Here is a 16,748-nt window from a genome sequence, read left to right on the forward strand (position 1 = left end):
TTCTCCTCATTTTAAATATACAGCCAGAAAGCATCACATGTGAATGGAGCTGTTTGACTGTTATGTTCACTTATTGAAAATCATGCCTATTTCATCTGCTGAAATGACTTGTAGTGATTGGTCGTTTTGTAAATCAACCCATCTGTCGAATACAAAATCCGGTCAGCTCCACGGAAGCCTGAAGTATAATTAATGTCCGCTTCATGCCATTTGCGACCGGAAGCACGGGGCAGTAATCCTTCGCGGTTACCGAATACATCGCCGCCTATACTTTTACCCGGAGCCACTTTATCCAGATTGCCTTTACCGGCATCCCAACCTAGCTTTTCAGCTTCTTTTTTCGTTATATAATTGCAGGGCAACTCGTTATGCTGACGAAGATAATCGGCGACCCCATCAAATGTATTGATCGCCGAACAGCTCTTCTGGGCGGAAGAAGTAGAAGCGTTTGAGTTTGAGTTTGAGTTTGACTCCGAACGTTCGCCGGATTGCTTAACACTAGGTGTATTCTTCTGATTTTGTTCCCCCGTCAAAAGACCGAGCCTGTCACCTGCTCCAAACAGCAGCAGAACAGCTGCAATCACCAACACGATAATACTGGACAATTTCTTGGACATAATTCCTCCTGTGTATAGACATGCTGTATTTGGTACAGCCATCACTCTGGATATTGACGGCTGCACATCCCATTATCATATCCCAAGCAGCTGTCTGTCTACAACATTTCGCAGTCCACTGAACCTATATAGGTCCACGTTTGTCCGGCAATACTGCGCTTCCGAATCGTTCCTTTATAATCGAAATGATACAGCAATATCACTGCGTTTACTTTTTGCTGTTCTGCGCTGGTTGGTTCCGGCAGCCAGCGTATAAATGCAGGCAGCAGTAATTCGCTGTACGATATATCCTGCAAAGCAATAGTCCAATGTTGTATAGGTATCTCCAGTATAAAAGCTTCACGGAAATCATCGTCAAAATACTCGATGTTAAAAGCTTGCGCAAATACCGGTAGCTCTATTTCTCCATCTTCTTCGTAGGAAAATTCCAGTACTTCCTCCAGCTGCTCTTCCGAAGCGGCTTGGCCGATCCATAATGACACCCTGTTTTCCTTTTCCACTACTATCCTGCTCCTTTATAATTAAATTTCCCCTTCTATTCCTCTGTATACGCTAGTTGATCGATAAGATATTTAACTTTATTATATATACTTGAATACTGGGAGTATAATACAGCCTGTAGAGCTGTAGATCTGAGTACATATTTGATAACTTCCAGCTGTAAGATGGAATATTGGATATTAATGAAAGGAGACAGAACATGCTATGAAAGGATTAGCCATACTCAGCAGATCCAAATTCTCTATACTGCTCATTATCTGTGTACTATTTATTTCTATTTGTGTACTTTCATCCTCTACTGTCTCTGCCAGCCGTATCAATACATCTACGCAAGATCGTCTGAAGCAGCAATACAATCTGGATCAATCCCATCCGAATAACGATAACAACGACTCCGCTTTTTGGAATGTGGCAGGTGACTGGGGATATAGTTATATGGCGCAGGATAAAGATGCATACTGGTTACGACTGGGCTGGGTGCTGTGGACATCTATACAATAATTAGACCTGTTCGGCTGTTACCTTGAATTATAGTTAATCGAAAACTCTCAAGATTAGTGTCCCTTCTATAATAATAGAAATAATGAGCTGGTGTAATGCGATTAGCTGCCGATCATCATAATGCCATTCCCGCGAAAATACAAACAGCGTACAGATTCACGTTATGCCACGTGTATCTTTGTACGCTGTTTGTATTTTCGTATTCATTTTAATTTATTTTATCTGTAAATGGTTACTTATACTGCGCTTTTCTGAGCTGGAGTCTCGGTTTTTGCTTTAGCAGCATTTGCCTGTTTTTGACGACGAACCGGCGAAATGAACCAGTATGCCATTCCCACAAATACAGCACCACCCACAATATTACCAAGCGTTACCGGAATCATATTGTGTACCCAGCCTGCTACCGTAATTGTATCCGGATGACCAGGCAGCAGCAGTGCAGTCGTGAGCAGCGTCATATTCGCTACACTATGCTCATAACCACTGGCGATAAAGGCATACAGACACCACCAGATCAGGACCAGCTTGGAAATGTCGTCTTTGGCACGAGCAGCCATCCAGATCGCGAGACAGACTAGCCAGTTACAGAGAATACCGCGGAAGAATAGCATCGAGACTGGCAGAGACATTTTGGCAGCTGCCGCTTTGAAAATGAGATGATCCGCGCCAATCTGTTGGAACAATCCGGTACCATATACAAGCAGGCTCAGGACGATCGCCCCGACCAGATTACCGATAAATACGAGCACCCAGTTCTTGCCCAGATCGCCCATCGTAGTGCGCCGAGCCAGTGTACTCATCGTGAAAAACATATTATTACCTGTGAACAGCTCGGAACCGGCGAAAATTACGAGTGTCAGAGCAATACCGAACGACATCCCCATTACAATAGATTGCAGTGGCGAATGAATCGCTGCCAGTGGTGCACCGATAGAGAAAATCAGAATAATCCCGATCCCCACATAAGCCCCAGCCAACATGGCAGATGCAAAGTAACGCACAATACTTTCATTCATTTTTTCTTTTTTCTTCACGGCAGTTTCTATAATATTCTGTACGCCTTCAGTAAACATATCCATTCCCCCTGAAATTGCTTGTTCTCGTCGAAATATTTCACTTTTTAAATTAAAAATGAACTGTTTCTTTTTTGATTATACAAATTCCTTAGGTATATGGATGTGATATATATCACCTATTGTGAAAATTTTCACTTTATTATGATGAGGATTTATAAATATTATTAAATAAAAAATACTTCTTTCATTCAACCTAATCTTTAATGACTTTTATTTTTAAAATTCTCTTCTTAACGTGTTAAAATAAATGATTTTTATAAGTAATCATAACAGACCTTATAAAAAGCTATTTCACTTGAATGAGGATTGCATAATTAAAGGTATAGAGGGAAATATAATTCATGCAGAGCTATTAATATACAAATTAGAGTTAAATAACAAAATATTATCGAACAAACTATCATTTTCGTCGTAGTCTTCTAGGAATATAGGTTTTATATATTTCTTTTTCAGCTTGTTCATTTTTAAAAGCCAATAAAATTTCTTCAAGACACTCTATTAATTCTTTACCGTAAAAGCTTTCTGTACGAGTAGTTTCTTTGATTATGTCACGATAAAACTTTGACATAGAGAAGATGACAGCAACAGCAACACATATTACTACTAACATAATTGTAATTCCAAAATAATGTAACCAGTCGCTAATAGCTATACTCCGATAAATGCCTGCTACAAACTGAGAACAAACTATTAGAACTAAAGAAGTCAGTAGACTCCATGTGAAATAACCTTTGTTTGACTCATTTATTTTTTTATCCAGTATTGATATCAATATTTTTATTTTTTCCGTAGAATAAAAATCTTTTTCTTTTAATTCTTTAATGATTTTATTTTGCTGATATGTTATAAATTCTTGATTCTTCCACCGTCCTTTAACAACTTTAATACCATAATTATTATTTAAAATCACTTTAGCTTTTTTACTTAATGCTAAAGTAGTTACAATAACCATTAGAAAAACTATTGCCATAATGCCAAAAAAAACGAGAAATATTTTATGAGTAACAAAATTAATTTCAATAAAAAAATTAGTTACAACAAAAATAACAAAACTTATAACGCTTCCGATTCCCGAAAAAAACAATAATCTTAATAACCATATAAGCATAGAATCTAAAATTTTCATATGATCAAATATTAATGCATGAGTAGAAAATTCTAATTTGAATTTCTCATAAAAATCATTCATTCATAAAATACCCCTTTGTAACTCTATTTTATTACTAAATAGAGTTAGTCTAACAGACTAACCCTTAGTATATTGTCCTTCTTGAAATTTTATTCACCTTTTACTACGACTCTGAACCCGATCCCTTCCTCTTGCACCTCTTCCAGCAGACTTCGTACCCGCTCTGCCTGATCACCCATCCGGTCATGGCTAATTCCATAATTCACCCAACGCAGTTCCAGCGGCAGTTCAATCATTCCGGTCAGGCAGTCCCACAGGGCATCAAGATTGCCTCCATAAAACTCGGGTAATTCCAGCTTGCTCTTCAGCTGCTCATGCAGTTCCTGAATAGTCGACATATCTTCTCCGTTGATCCATACTGTTCTCATATTGTAGGCCTCCCTTTTATCTATTATGTAATAGATATCCTTCTTTTATGTATACGATTATAACATTACTGTACCGTTATTCTGCATCCTGGCAGCAACGCCGGATCGCAGGATGACGGTACAGTGTTGAGAATTCCTTATTTCATACGCGTGAAGCTAGCATAATGATCTGTCGTTTTGTAGATCAGTCCATCACTGGAGTACAGGATACGGTCCGAATTGCGGAACCCGGAAGTGTAGTTGATATCCGCCTCACGCCATGTGCGTCCGCTTGCTGTAGGCAACAGACCTTCACGGTTGCTGAACACATCGCCGCCGATGCTTTTCCCTGGAGCTACTTCAGCCAGATTACCTTTGGAAGACACCCAACCCAGTGAACCTGCCTGGGATTTGGTAATAAAATTGCATGGTAATTTGCCGTTAGCAGACAGATAGTTAGCTACACCTGTAAAGGTGTTGATAATTGCACAGCTGGCAGCCGAAGCCTTTTGTGCCTGCAGAGCAGGTGCTGCCTGAGAACCGGTAAAGAAGACAACTGTCAACATCATAGCAAGTAGTGCAGTGGACCAGAACTTTTTCATACGTACATCCTCCTATGTAGATCATAATGTTTGGGAATGTTTGCTACCTTAAAATAATGATTCATATTATAGGTAGCAAATATCCACTTCCCAGTTATAACATATCTATTTGGAGAAATCTTCAATTTTAATCACTATATTTGTAAAAATTTATATATATCACCTTTTAAGCAAAGGTGCATTGTATTTTATGTACTACATATTTAATACTCATTTCCTTACATATCCATTCTGAAATATTCAATAAATAATAAAACGTTTTCAATTCTACTGCTTCTGCATGTATATACAGGGTAAACATGAATAGAGTCTCATCTATTCCAATCATTCAGGGAGGGAACTATTATATGACCAAATCGTTTGACAAAAAGCATCTGTTATTCTCGTTTTTGGGCGGTGCTGTATTTTTCTCGGGAATTACTCATGCTGCCGATATGCAGGTTACGCCTAACACGGAGCCACTGAATTTTTACATGAATGGTGAAGCGCGGCAGACTTCGGCTACTTTTGATAACCAAGGAACTATGGTACCACAATCATTTGTATATAGTGGGACGACATATGTTCCGATCCGACATATGAGTGAACTAATGGGACATAGTATTTACTGGGATGGTCCTACATCAACCATCTCGGTAGGTCAGCCGGTAGTACAGATGATGGACGCGAAAGGGAAATCGATTGGTACGATTACTTTGACCCAACAGGAAGACGGCGTACTTGCACAGATTAATGTATCTAATCTTCCGGCAGGCAAGCACGGATTCCATGTCCATCAATCGCCAATCAAAAATAATGACTTTGCTACCGCCGGTTCCCATTTCAATCCGACAGGCAAGGACCATGGTCATCTTAATCCAAATGGCCTCCATCTAGGCGATTTTCAGAATCTGGAAGTAGCAGCCGATGGTACTGCCAAAGTAGAAATGAAGCTTGCAAACGCCAGCCTGACCAAGGGTGATGAACATTCCATTCTGGGTGCATCCTTGATTATTCATGCCGATGAAGACGACCAGAAAAGCGATCCTTCCGGCAATTCCGGTGATCGCATTGCCGGTGGCAATATTCCGCGGTAACGATAGGTTCTGTCCATACATGAACAAACAAAAAGCTGCACCCGGCCATCGCCAGTGTGCAGCTTATTTATATCTGTTACCGGTTCACTTCTCCGATCAACAGGAGTATTATTCCGCTCTCTATCCTTATAGCATGACCGCATCACTCTGGAGCCATACCCGGAAGCCATTGCCTTCTCCCTGCACTTCTTCCATTAGATCCAATACCTGTTCGGCATATGGACCCAGCAGTTCGCGGCTACGTTCATAGTTGAGCCACTCGATCTGAAGCGGCAGCTCTACACCACCGGTCAGACTGTCCCACAGCGCATCCAGATTGCCACCATAATGATCCGGCAGATCCAGCACCTGTTGAAGCGTGCGATGCAGCTCTTCAATCGTTGAGAAATCTTCACCGTTTAAAATCACTGTTTTCATATACACTCTCATTATCCACACCTTACCTTGTTCAACATTTACAATACCATTCCTGCTGTTCTTGTCGGCATCCTAACGTGAACCTGTACTTTCGGAAGCCTCCTGATATCCGGCTCCTTGATCTGGGTCTGAGCGACACTTGGAGATCTGAAGCAGCTTGACAATATACGGCGTCTGCAGGGTCGGGATTCTTATCCGGACAACTACCGCGCATATTATCAGCTATACAGTTATCTCTTTACCTTTATAACATATTCCTTTTGTAAAAGAACCTTATTTATAGCGGATTTTTGTAAAAATTCGTAATAAGGAGCATGCAGGTATTCTTGCAGATCGTCTCTCGCCAGATTCTGTATATATAGAGCCGACGCCAAAAGATTGCTTTTGATTCTTTTCCGGGCTCTTTTCGAGTATGTACAGAGTCACTCCCAAGGTACAAGACTACCAGAAAGCAAGCCAGTTGGGAAGCAGAATCTGCAGCAAGATCAGGATATTTTCCGCAGAATAACATGCATGATTCCATCTGCTATAATCTATTCGTTGTTAGGGTAAAAGAACCTGCCGGTTGATGATCACCGGCAGGTTCCTGAAGAAGCCTGACTGCATTGAAATATATAAGATTCGCTGTGATTACAGTCCTTTTTTGGCTTTGTATGCGTGAGAGTATTGATCCGCTGCGATAATAGCATCCTTGACGTCATCTGCTGTCACTTTGAATGGCAGATTATGCGATGTCTCACCGGGCTTGGTCGCTGCCTGTGCTACACGGTACAGATCTTCATCAGACACGTTGGCGATTTTGAGATCTTCCAGCGTAACCGGGAGCTCCAGACTAATATAAAATGCGATATAACGCTCAATCTCCTGAATAGGCCGTTTCTCGAGCGCCAATTGGGTCAATGTACCAAAAGCCACTTTCTCCCCGTGTGTCATATGGTGAATATCACCTTCGAGTACAGTGAACCCGTTATGAATCGCATGCGCTCCTGCCAGACCACCACTTTCAAAGCCCAGACCACTTAGCAATGTATTCGCTTCTACGACTGCTTCTACCGCTGGTGTTACTACTTTACGCTGTACCGACTCATAAGCCAGCAGACCAAAGTCAAACAGCGTCTCTTCACATTTACGTGCAATAGCTTCGGCAGCCAGAGTAGGCAATCCGCCAGCCATCGTCCTAGCCCGCGCTTCGATAACGGCACGTGCCTCTACCCAGGTTGCCAGTGCATCCGCAATACCGGAAGACAAGAAGCGTGGTGGTGCACTCGCGATAATCTTGGTATCTACCAGAATCAGATCCGGATTTTTATTATAAAATTTGTAACTCTCGAATATGCCTTCATCCGAATAAATAACGGATAATGCGCTAGTTGGTGCATCTGTAGAAGCTGTAGTCGGAATGATCACAGTATAGCCGCCCAGGGTATCGCTGACTGCCTTGGCAGTATCCAGCGTTTTGCCGCCGCCTACTCCAATTACAATCGTTGCTTGGTTCTCCCGGCCAATCTCTACCAGACGATTGATCTCATTGGTCGATGCTTCGCCGTTGAAGACTGCTTTGACATAGCTAACCGATGACTGATCCAGACTTTCCAGTACCTGGTTACCTGCAATATCCCATACAATATCATCGGCGATAACAATGGACTTATCTCCATTTAATGCTTTTACATATTCACCTGTTTTTTGGATAACATTTCTGCCTTGTACATATTTGCCGGGACTAATAAATACGCGTTCTGTCATGATCTATTGCTCCTCTCCAACCTGTAGTGGATCATGTGCCTGATGCAGCAGCACATGAATGAAGACCATTGATCCGCTATGTACCCGTTCGTTCTGCCAATTTGCCGAGCCGGGTAAGAAATCAACATGAGCTTCTACCCGCTGTCTTTTGCATTTATGTGTTCTGAGCCTGTATACTCAGCTGGCTGGCCCGCATTGACATGGCTGGCTTTCGCGAATAAATAGGCTTCTATATCTATTCACCAGAAGTACTGGGCGCTTAACAGTCATTACTTGTCGGATTTAAGAACGATATGGGTAAAATCATATTTCCCGTCTAATTCTAATATAACAAAAAGGCCTCATTCACTTAAGAATGAGACCTTTTTGAGTAAAAAATAGATGCGGTCGAGAGGACTCGAACCTCCACGGGGGTAAGCCCACACGGACCTGAACCGTGCGCGTCTGCCAATTCCGCCACGACCGCATAATGTAATGTTACCGTTCCATATTTCTATTTCCCGGCCACAAGAAATAGAATAGCATATTAGTTAGCAAGCGTCAAATTTTATTTTTCCTTCTATAATATGGAGAAATATAATATACAGAAATATATAGAAAAATAGGAAGCGAACTTGATAACAGATCCCATCATGATGTAAATACTTAGGAATCAAACAATAACTCTTCCGTTTCCCTTCTCTTCATTCGTATACTTATCCCACTGTTTATTATTGCACTCTGCCCGATAAAGGATCGTCGGATGTTCTCTATCAGGCAGTCGCAATAACAGCATATATTATTCGGAATAGTGAATGATTAGGATAACCTGCTTATTTGGCAGCAGCGACCGGCAGCTGGTTACGCAGCTCCCATAACTCGGCATAACTATGAATAACAACATCCGCTTCGCCCAGATTCTGATTACCAGAACCTGGATTCTGATGTCCGATGCAGCGCATACCGGCAGACTTGGCAGCCCGCACACCGTTGCGGGAATCTTCGATAACCATGCAGCGTTCTGGTGCTACACCCAGAATTTCAGCTGCTCGCAGGAAAATATCCGGTGCCGGTTTGCCATGTGCTACTTCTTCTCCGCTAATCATTCCCTCAAAAAAGCGGCGGATATCCAGTTTTTCCAGAATCAATTCAATCAGTGCACGTGGAGATGATGAAGCAACCACCATCGGTATACCGGATTGCTTCAGCCAGTCCAGCCAATCTGTCAGACCGCTAAAAGGCTGCAGCTCCGGATGTTCACGAATCACATCCATGACATGCTTCACATGGAATTCCAGCATTTGCTCTACGGTACAATCGAGCAGATGCTTCTGCTGTACCTGTTCAAACATGGATGCCAGCGTCACACCTACGTACGTATGATGCTCTTCTTCTTCCACATTGGCACCGAAGTGAATGAATGTACTTTTTTCGATTTCAAAATAGATCGGCTCGCTGTCAATCAGCACCCCGTCCATATCGAAAATAAAACCTTCTACCGGTTCACGCTGCCAATCAGTCGGCTCTATGCCAGCTGCAGAAGATACAGCATTCGCAGCAGCTTGGTTCGGGTTAGTGGTCATCTTCATTCCTCCATTGCAAATAAAATAGTCTTCTCTACAAGCCTTTAACCATTATTCGGCAGCAATTAGCAGGATTGCAATACTACCTTGATCGCGCTGGAGGATGAAGTAAGCGTACCATCATTAAGATCACAGCCCAGGGTCTGAAAAGCTTCTTTGTAGGATTCCAGCGGATACGTATGTGTAATCAGCTTGCGCGCTGGTACCAATCCTTGTTCGATCATATAGTGAGCTGTAGCAAAAGTACCAAGTGAGTCGATAGAACCGATGATCTTGAGACTGCGATCCACGACTTCTTTGGGATTGAAGCTGCTCACTCCATCACGCAGACCTACCAGCATCAGATAACCGCCATGAGCCAGATTGGACAAGATCTGCGTCCCTATTACACCTGTGGTGTCCACTACCAGATCCACCTGATGATCCTCTGGTGATATAGCAGCGAGCGCCCCTTCAAAAGATGAATATGTAGTCCAGCGTTCCGGAGCAATCGAAGCTGCCAGACGCATCCGTTCTTCCGAAATATCAACGATACTGCCGGTAATTCCTTTGGAAGCCAGTGCATAGCTGTACAGCATTCCGATCGGACCGGCACCCAGAATGATCGTACGGAAATTGGGCAGCAGATTGATCTGGTTAATCCCAGTCAACATGCAGCTCAGCGGTTCGGTCATGGTCGCTTCCTCGTAGCTGACATGATCGGCAAGTTTGTACAGGAAGCGATCTTCGGTGACGTAATAATCGGTAAATGTACCGTCACTGCTTACGCCGGTCTCGGTTGTACTTTTGTGAAGACAGTGATTCTGTCGAGCTGTACGGCACATGGAACATTGTCCGCAGTAATACGTCGGATCAATAACGACGCGATCTCCCGGCTGTAGCGTACTTACACGCGATCCTACTTCTATCACTTCACCGGCAGATTCATGACCGAGAATAATAGAAGATTTGGCATGGTATTTGCCGCTAATAATTCCCAGATCCGTACCACAGACACCCGTCGCGTGAATACGCACCAGTACATCATGGTCGCCGGTAATCATCGGACGTGGTCTTTCTTCCAGTGCAACATCCCAGGCAGAACGATAGACAAGTGATAACATGATTAATCCTCCTTGGTTAACCCATTTTTTGTAGTACACGTTCCAGACGGCCAACAATTTCCACAAGCTCATCTTCGGTCACAGTCAGTGATGGACGAACTTTGACCACATTACCGAATCCATAACGGGAACCACGGAGAATCAGATTCTCTTCCTTGAAGGCCATGTCGATAATGGCATTGGCTTTGCGGGAATCCGGCGCTCCATCTGCATCCTGAATTTCCAGTCCCCACATCAGACCGACGCCGCGTGCTTCACCGATCGTATCCGGATATAGTTCTGCGAGCGGATTTAACAGATTGCCGAGCAGTTCGCCCTTGCTGCGTACACTTTCCAGGAATCCTGGAGCCGATACGACTTCCATTGTTGATTTGGCAGCGGTCAGCGAGATCATATTGCTGCCGGAGGTAAAGGAGTGCTCATGCTTTTCCAGCACATTCAGACGGGATTGCATCAGAACAGCAGCGACCGGTACACCGATTCCGCCGAGTCCTTTGGCCAGTGTAATAATATCCGGCTTGATATCGAACAGCGTACTCGCGAACATCTCCCCGGTACGACCAACGCCCGTCTGCACTTCATCGGCAATCAGGATCATCTCATGTTCATCGCACAGTTTGCGCAGCTGCTTGAAGTATTCCATTGGTGGAATAATATTGCCGCCATTGCCCAGAATCGGTTCGATAATCATGCAGGCTGTAGAGCCGGAACCGCCAAATTCCAATTGATCGGACAATGCTTCGATACATTGCATCGCGCAATGATCCGGATCGCTCTGGAACGGACATCTGTAGCAATAAGGTACAGGTACATGCAGCGAATTGGGTACAGAGGAATTTGGGAATCCTTTGCGACGGAATGCATTCCCCGATATACCTGTTGCAAACTGGGTTTGTCCATGATGGGAATAGAACAGACTGACAATATCCGTATCACCGGTATATTTTTGTGCAATTTTGGTTGCACATTCATTGGCGGTTGAACCGGTAATATCACGCATCCAGCCTGCATCAATGCCATTTGGCGCTTCCTGTAGCAACAGAGAGAGTACTTCATCTACATATGGTTCGGTAAATGACGAGGACATATGTGTGAGATTCCCTACCTGTTCTTGTATTTTCTCAACAACATACGGGTGATTGTACCCCAGCGACAGGTTAAACGTACCGGACACACCGTCCAGATATTCGTTTCCTGCATCATCAATTAAACGGATTCCTTTTCCAATCGAAAATCGGCTTTCAGTAGTAGTTGACATGTATAATCCCTCCGGATAAATGTAATTGCAATCGGATCTGGGCAACGCTAGTCATGCGATTCTTTGATCAAGGAAATTGTTAACTGGTTGTTAAAAGAAAATAATTTAGATAGATCGATCTATAGATAGTGGAACTATCCGATAGACAGATCTGTCAGGACAACTACGCCAGACATGCTATTGCCATGGACTCCTACCTTTGTGCTGGAAAAGCAGGCATCACCTCCTTTGCAGAAATAGATGATAGATATCAATCTGCAGCATGTTTTATTTATCATCGAACCCATTTATGGACGGTACGCATCCACGCTGTATTTAGAAATAAGGCCGATCATTAATATTTAGACTCGATACCCGCACGCAGAGACGAATCCGCTGACTTGAGCTGCTGTACAATAATGATACTGATCAGCAGAATCAGTGCGAATAGAGCGAAGATCCATAGTGTCGGTCCAAATGACCAGCGATCCATACTCCATCCAATCACATACTGCAGAACCGAACCTCCGATTCCTCCCGCAGCAATCAGTGTACTGGTCGTGCGCTCCACCATACCCGGCATCAGCGTATTTGCAAATACCAGCCCAATCGAGAATAGCCCGGATATGAACAACCCGACTCCGAAGATCAGCAGATACATCATAATCGGACTGGTAAACAATGCCAGAGCACTGATCAATACCATGGAACCGAGCGCACTGCCAATCAGGAAAGGCACATAACTCATCGTCTCGGCCATGCGTCCGACAAATAATCTGCCGATCGTAATCGCACCCCAGAAAAAGGTTACGCTGAGTGACGCTGCCGAATCGCTGATCGAGATACTTTCAATCAGAATAGATGGCAGGAAGTTCATCATCCCCAGCTCGATTCCCATATAGACAAAGAAGAACAGTACAAAAATGGAAAGCAGTCTCAGCTGGGCACCGGTATAACGCGGCTTGCCAGCAGAAGCTACAGCATCCTTTTGCTGATCCTGATGCAAATGTGCCGAACTATCCGCCGGCATACGTAGCCAGAACAGCAGCAGGACAAAGGTCGCCAGCGCTACCGTATAAAATGACAGGTTCCAGACATTCAGATAGATGTACAGGCTGGCAAGTGCAGGAAGCAGCATCGAACCGACGCCAAAATATACATCCAGCTTGGTCATAGCTACTGCTTTTTGCTCCTCTGCAAATTCTATTGTGAATGCACCGATAGAAGATTCGATAATCCCGGAGCCAAAGCCCACGAATATGGTCATAACTACCATTAATGCCCAGGATGGCATCGTACCCATGACGGTATAAGCAATTGTAATAGCGGCAATAGCGACGATAAGCAGTCTTTTGCGTCCAATTCCGGCAGAGAGCGATGGCGAGATTAATACTCCTGCCAGAAATCCGATAAATTGCAGAAAAAGAAGGGTACCTCCATCGCTATAATCCCGCCCATAATGAGGCAGAATGACCGGCAGCAGTGCCCCCAGCATAACGCTGGTAATTCCTATCAAAAAGTAAAAGGCACAGCTTAGTCTGAAAATCCGTTTCATAATCTCATCACCCTTCCAAAAATATCTTGATGAACTTGATATTTCCATTTTATTTACACATAATGAACTAGCGAACAGCGTCTATGCGGCTGTTCCCCATTTTATCCAGTAAAGGAGCAGGTATGATGATGAAAAACGTATTGGAAAATTTCACAGGACAGACCATTGATGAACGATTGCAATGGCATTGCCCTCCCCAGGAATGGGAAGTCGCATCGGACAAACAGGTACTCTCGTTCAAACCTCTCGCAGAAACGGATTTCTGGCAAAAGACCCATTATGGATTTCGGGTCGATAACGGACACTTTTTGTTTGCAGAAGTGTCTGGTGATATGACAGTCACTACTAGAGTTCGTACATATCCGGTGCACCAGTATGATCAGGCCGGATTAATGATCCGCTTCTCCGAACAATGCTGGCTCAAAACTTCTGTTGAATTCGAGACTGAAGGTCATGCCAAACTCGGAGTCGTTGTAACCAATAATGGCTACTCTGACTGGTCCACCCAGAACTTCCAGGCTGGATTTACCGAGCTGCTGTTCAGAATCACACGAGTTGCAGGTGATTACACGGTCGAATATGCAGAACAAGAAGGCCATACTCCCGAATCAACAGAATGGCATCAGATACGAATCGCGCATCTATTTGACGATATAAGTGATCAGACTCCTTTCCAGTGCGGAGTATATGCATGCAGTCCTCAGGGATATGGTTGTCAGGTCGAGTTTGAATTTCTCCATATCGAGCGAACAGACAAAGCATTCAACTGAGGACACTACCCAAAATATATGTATATTAATTGAACTATTTACAATAATTAACTATAGTTACTTTTATTATGACGGTCAATGTAAAATTTGCGTGACATTTTCAACATATAACCCCCTGCAAAAATACGATATATTGCAATTTGTTGAGGATATGGAACTTATATTTATCCATGTCACAATTTGGACAAAACCTTATTATTATGTACCTTGCCTGTTTCGCTTCAGAATCGATTGCAAATATGTCGTCTATTCCAAAAGATCTGTTTTTGTTGTCTAATTCATATATTTATTTACGTAATAACACTTTTAATACACTGTTCATACAAACAAAAAGCCCGTAATCATTCCGAAAATGAATCCGATCCGCATGATTACGGGCTTCTTCTGTTATGACTTGTTTTAATTTTTATTATGTAAAAATATGGAATTATGAATAGAAGAATAAATTTTAGTAATTATGCGCATACGTTTGCACAATAAAAATAGGTAATTCACTGTCCGATTCTACAAGAAATGCAAATCCTGAACAACTACTTTTTGCCGAAAATAACATCATCTTGATAATAGATTTAAAATAGTTATTTACCCTAAATCAAATAGCCATTTTGTCCCGCTTGAAAACCTCCCTCACTTTCAATTTTATGTGTAAACATAACATTATGGAAGTGTTGAGAGAACAATTATCGTAACTGACTGGTCGAAGAATCAATTGAATCCAGCCAGTTATCTTTCCCGAATCTACTGAATCTTTCTTCAAACAGGGTGCACTTTTTGATTATTTTCCATATATTTGATGTAATTGTTCTTCAAATTTATTTTTTGATTTATTTTCCGAAGAAAATGTCTGTTTATAATAACTTTCTCTTGCCAAATATCCCCATGTTCGCTACAATAAGAACATAAGTTCTCATAAGGTGGTGACATGAATGGCTGTCTTTTTATCTGAAGAAGAGCGTTCCCTCGTAAAAAGCTATCTGCTGCTTGTTTATATCCAAAAGAAATTTGATCATGACACACGTGCTCTCGAAGAAAGTGATCAACTCAGCGCCCCAGGGCTGTACCGTGAAGTCATCCGTAGTGCGGCTGACCGCGCCAACCTGCTGCTATCGGAGGTACGACGTGATCTGCGCAAGCAGAATCTACGCTTGTATGAAGTCAATCAATCCGAGAGTATCGTAGAAGCCCAGATCCTCTGCAAGGGCCATCATGGCACCTTCCAGATTCCTTCGACAGAGTTTCGTCAGGAAGCTGCAGAGCGCATGCGTGCTTATCTGGGACTGACTCCAGCTGCTGAATCTTCTTCAGCCCCTGCTGATGACAGACCTGTTGCACCCTATAATCCCGCTCGTGTACGCGAACCTGCACGTTATTCCGGCTATACGCCATATCGCACAGGAACCTGAGTATAGAAAGTACACATTTATATCTATAAATAGAATCTATCCTTTACTATATATATCTGTCCCTTTTTATTATACGCGCTATCATGAACTGCGATGGATGCTGTACTCCAGCCGGTTCTTCCTCTAATACACAAAAGCCATCTGCAGGACTTCAGGTCCAATACAGATGGCTTTTTATTTATAGGATTATGGTTATTCCTGTTCGCTCTCTGACGCTTGAGATGGCTCCAGCGGATCAATGCGTGGATCTTTGGATGGCTGAATAATATAGCTGCGACTCAGCTTGGCGACATTACGATTCGGTCTACGAATCAGTACATGTTCATCATCCCAGGCGATCACTATACCGCGTACATCGTTCTCTCGTATACCATCACGTATGACACGGACTTTCTCTCCTGATTGACGGTATCCGTCCAGTTCTTCTTCTGGCATCATTATTTTCACCTTCTTTACCTGCAATAATACTGTAATTTCCAAACTTCTACAAAAAAAGACCTAAATGATATCATTTAGGTCTGAATGCTTGTTGAATGACTTCCTGCTATGATTAGCGCTGTGCGTGTTCTTTGGAATCGTTTTTCTCGAACCAATAATCAAGCACTTTTGCGGACATCACACGCTCGTTCACGTACTCTACCTGGTGACCGGAGAATTGCGATTCCCAGTTAAAGTCCAGCTCCTGACACAGATTCACAATGGTCAGCAATTCAGACCATGCTACATAACGTTTGTACCAGAAAAACTGTGGATGTTCAATCATATAGGGATACAGGTCATCAAATTCAGTGTGCTTACAATCCAAAGCACGCTCGAAGTGTACTTTTGCGGCGGCCAGTTTATTGATAAAAAACTCTTCAGTGATCGGCTCTTTGCTCATTAGTCTGCCTCCCCTCCCTAACATATCTTTATTATAAGACATTAATACCCCATTTGAAAAGAGAATATCAAGTTTTCAGTTAAAGGATATCCCAAATTGTCAAGTTCATGTTATACCATGGGGCCATACTTACACTATCGGCTATCAATGTCCATAAAATAAGATA

At 42.9% G+C, this 16,748-nt stretch carries 18 protein-coding genes and 1 tRNA gene; 4 read left to right on the forward strand and 15 right to left on the reverse strand.

The window, feature by feature from the left end; genetic code table 11:
- Positions 1-86: 86 nt before the first annotated feature.
- The gene (locus WH46_RS00130) at positions 87-617 is read right to left on the reverse strand and encodes a ribonuclease (RefSeq protein ID WP_046225301.1); all 531 of its coding nucleotides are present in this window, start codon (positions 615-617) and stop codon (positions 87-89) included.
- A 98-nt stretch (positions 618-715) separates the two neighbouring features.
- Positions 716-1,117, reverse strand: a complete 402-nt coding sequence (locus tag WH46_RS00135; protein WP_046225302.1) for an immunity 22 family protein — start codon at positions 1,115-1,117, stop codon at positions 716-718.
- A gap of 205 nt (positions 1,118-1,322) precedes the next feature.
- Between WH46_RS00135 and WH46_RS00140 the strand changes: the two genes are divergently transcribed.
- Positions 1,323-1,619, forward strand: coding sequence for a hypothetical protein (locus tag WH46_RS00140; protein ID WP_046225303.1), 297 nt, complete (start codon positions 1,323-1,325; stop codon positions 1,617-1,619).
- A 236-nt stretch (positions 1,620-1,855) separates the two neighbouring features.
- Here the strand turns inward: WH46_RS00140 and WH46_RS00145 are convergent, their stop codons facing one another.
- The 4 genes from WH46_RS00145 to WH46_RS00160 form a co-directional block, all read right to left on the reverse strand.
- Positions 1,856-2,692 (reverse strand): formate/nitrite transporter family protein, encoded by an 837-nt coding sequence (locus WH46_RS00145; protein WP_046225304.1) that lies wholly within the window; start codon positions 2,690-2,692, stop codon positions 1,856-1,858.
- 403 nt (positions 2,693-3,095) lie between these two features.
- Entirely contained in the window at positions 3,096-3,884 is a 789-nt protein-coding gene (locus WH46_RS00150; RefSeq protein ID WP_046225305.1) for a hypothetical protein, read from the reverse strand.
- Between the two features lie 89 nt (positions 3,885-3,973).
- Positions 3,974-4,252: a barstar family protein gene (locus WH46_RS00155; RefSeq protein WP_046225306.1), complete on the reverse strand. Its 279-nt coding sequence runs from the start codon at positions 4,250-4,252 to the stop codon at positions 3,974-3,976.
- A gap of 137 nt (positions 4,253-4,389) precedes the next feature.
- Positions 4,390-4,833: a ribonuclease gene (locus tag WH46_RS00160; RefSeq protein ID WP_046225307.1), complete on the reverse strand. Its 444-nt coding sequence runs from the start codon at positions 4,831-4,833 to the stop codon at positions 4,390-4,392.
- A gap of 347 nt (positions 4,834-5,180) precedes the next feature.
- Here WH46_RS00160 and WH46_RS00165 point away from each other — a divergent pair, with 347 nt between their 5' ends.
- Positions 5,181-5,909, forward strand: a complete 729-nt coding sequence (locus WH46_RS00165; RefSeq protein WP_046225308.1) for a superoxide dismutase family protein — start codon at positions 5,181-5,183, stop codon at positions 5,907-5,909.
- 126 nt (positions 5,910-6,035) lie between these two features.
- Here the strand turns inward: WH46_RS00165 and WH46_RS00170 are convergent, their stop codons facing one another.
- From WH46_RS00170 to WH46_RS00200, 7 genes are all read right to left on the reverse strand, one after another.
- Complete coding sequence (locus tag WH46_RS00170; protein WP_026136257.1) at positions 6,036-6,326, reverse strand: barstar family protein; 291 nt, start codon at positions 6,324-6,326, stop codon at positions 6,036-6,038.
- A gap of 630 nt (positions 6,327-6,956) precedes the next feature.
- A complete protein-coding gene (locus WH46_RS00175) occupies positions 6,957-8,072 on the reverse strand; it encodes a glycerol dehydrogenase (protein WP_046225309.1) in 1,116 nt (371 codons plus the stop codon).
- Between the two features lie 382 nt (positions 8,073-8,454).
- Positions 8,455-8,538, reverse strand: a tRNA-Leu gene (locus WH46_RS00180).
- Between the two features lie 346 nt (positions 8,539-8,884).
- Complete coding sequence (locus WH46_RS00185) at positions 8,885-9,634, reverse strand: HAD family hydrolase (protein WP_197088236.1); 750 nt, start codon at positions 9,632-9,634, stop codon at positions 8,885-8,887.
- A gap of 65 nt (positions 9,635-9,699) precedes the next feature.
- Positions 9,700-10,737 (reverse strand): zinc-dependent alcohol dehydrogenase, encoded by a 1,038-nt coding sequence (locus tag WH46_RS00190; RefSeq protein ID WP_046225310.1) that lies wholly within the window; start codon positions 10,735-10,737, stop codon positions 9,700-9,702.
- A gap of 16 nt (positions 10,738-10,753) precedes the next feature.
- Positions 10,754-11,995: an aspartate aminotransferase family protein gene (locus WH46_RS00195; RefSeq protein ID WP_017813879.1), complete on the reverse strand. Its 1,242-nt coding sequence runs from the start codon at positions 11,993-11,995 to the stop codon at positions 10,754-10,756.
- A gap of 334 nt (positions 11,996-12,329) precedes the next feature.
- Positions 12,330-13,529, reverse strand: coding sequence for an MFS transporter (locus WH46_RS00200; protein ID WP_046225311.1), 1,200 nt, complete (start codon positions 13,527-13,529; stop codon positions 12,330-12,332).
- Between the two features lie 122 nt (positions 13,530-13,651).
- Here WH46_RS00200 and WH46_RS00205 point away from each other — a divergent pair, with 122 nt between their 5' ends.
- Positions 13,652-14,299 carry a DUF1349 domain-containing protein gene (locus tag WH46_RS00205; protein WP_052714057.1) on the forward strand — a complete coding sequence of 216 codons (648 nt, stop codon included), beginning with the start codon at positions 13,652-13,654 and terminating at the stop codon, positions 14,297-14,299.
- 926 nt (positions 14,300-15,225) lie between these two features.
- The gene (locus tag WH46_RS00210) at positions 15,226-15,702 is read left to right on the forward strand and encodes a YhjD family protein (protein WP_046225312.1); all 477 of its coding nucleotides are present in this window, start codon (positions 15,226-15,228) and stop codon (positions 15,700-15,702) included.
- Positions 15,703-15,894: 192 nt separating this feature from the next.
- Here WH46_RS00210 and WH46_RS00215 read toward each other — a convergent pair whose 3' ends face one another.
- Together WH46_RS00215 and WH46_RS00220 are read right to left on the reverse strand one after the other, a co-directional pair.
- The gene (locus WH46_RS00215) at positions 15,895-16,140 is read right to left on the reverse strand and encodes a hypothetical protein (protein WP_046225313.1); all 246 of its coding nucleotides are present in this window, start codon (positions 16,138-16,140) and stop codon (positions 15,895-15,897) included.
- A gap of 112 nt (positions 16,141-16,252) precedes the next feature.
- Positions 16,253-16,582 carry a hypothetical protein gene (locus WH46_RS00220; RefSeq protein ID WP_017813874.1) on the reverse strand — a complete coding sequence of 110 codons (330 nt, stop codon included), beginning with the start codon at positions 16,580-16,582 and terminating at the stop codon, positions 16,253-16,255.
- Between the last annotated feature and the right edge of the window lie 166 nt (positions 16,583-16,748).

It is taken from the genome of Paenibacillus dauci, from assembly GCF_000971985.1.
Taxonomy (GTDB): Bacteria; Bacillota; Bacilli; order Paenibacillales; family Paenibacillaceae; genus Saccharibacillus; species Saccharibacillus dauci.

Excerpts from the sequence above, each read along its gene's own strand:
- WH46_RS00130 (WP_046225301.1), bottom strand. The coding sequence starts at position 617 with ATGTCCAAGAAATTGTCCAGTATTATCGTGTTGGTGATTGCAGCTGTT.
- WH46_RS00140 (WP_046225303.1), top strand. The coding sequence starts at position 1,323 with ATGAAAGGATTAGCCATACTCAGCAGATCCAAATTCTCTATACTGCTC.
- WH46_RS00145 (WP_046225304.1), bottom strand. The coding sequence starts at position 2,692 with ATGTTTACTGAAGGCGTACAGAATATTATAGAAACTGCCGTGAAGAAA.
- WH46_RS00150 (WP_046225305.1), bottom strand. The coding sequence starts at position 3,884 with ATGAATGATTTTTATGAGAAATTCAAATTAGAATTTTCTACTCATGCA.
- WH46_RS00155 (WP_046225306.1), bottom strand. The coding sequence starts at position 4,252 with ATGAGAACAGTATGGATCAACGGAGAAGATATGTCGACTATTCAGGAA.
- WH46_RS00160 (WP_046225307.1), bottom strand. The coding sequence starts at position 4,833 with ATGAAAAAGTTCTGGTCCACTGCACTACTTGCTATGATGTTGACAGTT.
- WH46_RS00165 (WP_046225308.1), top strand. The coding sequence starts at position 5,181 with ATGACCAAATCGTTTGACAAAAAGCATCTGTTATTCTCGTTTTTGGGC.
- WH46_RS00170 (WP_026136257.1), bottom strand. The coding sequence starts at position 6,326 with ATGAAAACAGTGATTTTAAACGGTGAAGATTTCTCAACGATTGAAGAG.
- WH46_RS00175 (WP_046225309.1), bottom strand. The coding sequence starts at position 8,072 with ATGACAGAACGCGTATTTATTAGTCCCGGCAAATATGTACAAGGCAGA.
- WH46_RS00185 (WP_197088236.1), bottom strand. The coding sequence starts at position 9,634 with ATGACCACTAACCCGAACCAAGCTGCTGCGAATGCTGTATCTTCTGCA.
- WH46_RS00190 (WP_046225310.1), bottom strand. The coding sequence starts at position 10,737 with ATGTTATCACTTGTCTATCGTTCTGCCTGGGATGTTGCACTGGAAGAA.
- WH46_RS00195 (WP_017813879.1), bottom strand. The coding sequence starts at position 11,995 with ATGTCAACTACTACTGAAAGCCGATTTTCGATTGGAAAAGGAATCCGT.
- WH46_RS00200 (WP_046225311.1), bottom strand. The coding sequence starts at position 13,529 with ATGAAACGGATTTTCAGACTAAGCTGTGCCTTTTACTTTTTGATAGGA.
- WH46_RS00205 (WP_052714057.1), top strand. The coding sequence starts at position 13,652 with ATGATGATGAAAAACGTATTGGAAAATTTCACAGGACAGACCATTGAT.
- WH46_RS00210 (WP_046225312.1), top strand. The coding sequence starts at position 15,226 with ATGGCTGTCTTTTTATCTGAAGAAGAGCGTTCCCTCGTAAAAAGCTAT.
- WH46_RS00215 (WP_046225313.1), bottom strand. The coding sequence starts at position 16,140 with ATGATGCCAGAAGAAGAACTGGACGGATACCGTCAATCAGGAGAGAAA.
- WH46_RS00220 (WP_017813874.1), bottom strand. The coding sequence starts at position 16,582 with ATGAGCAAAGAGCCGATCACTGAAGAGTTTTTTATCAATAAACTGGCC.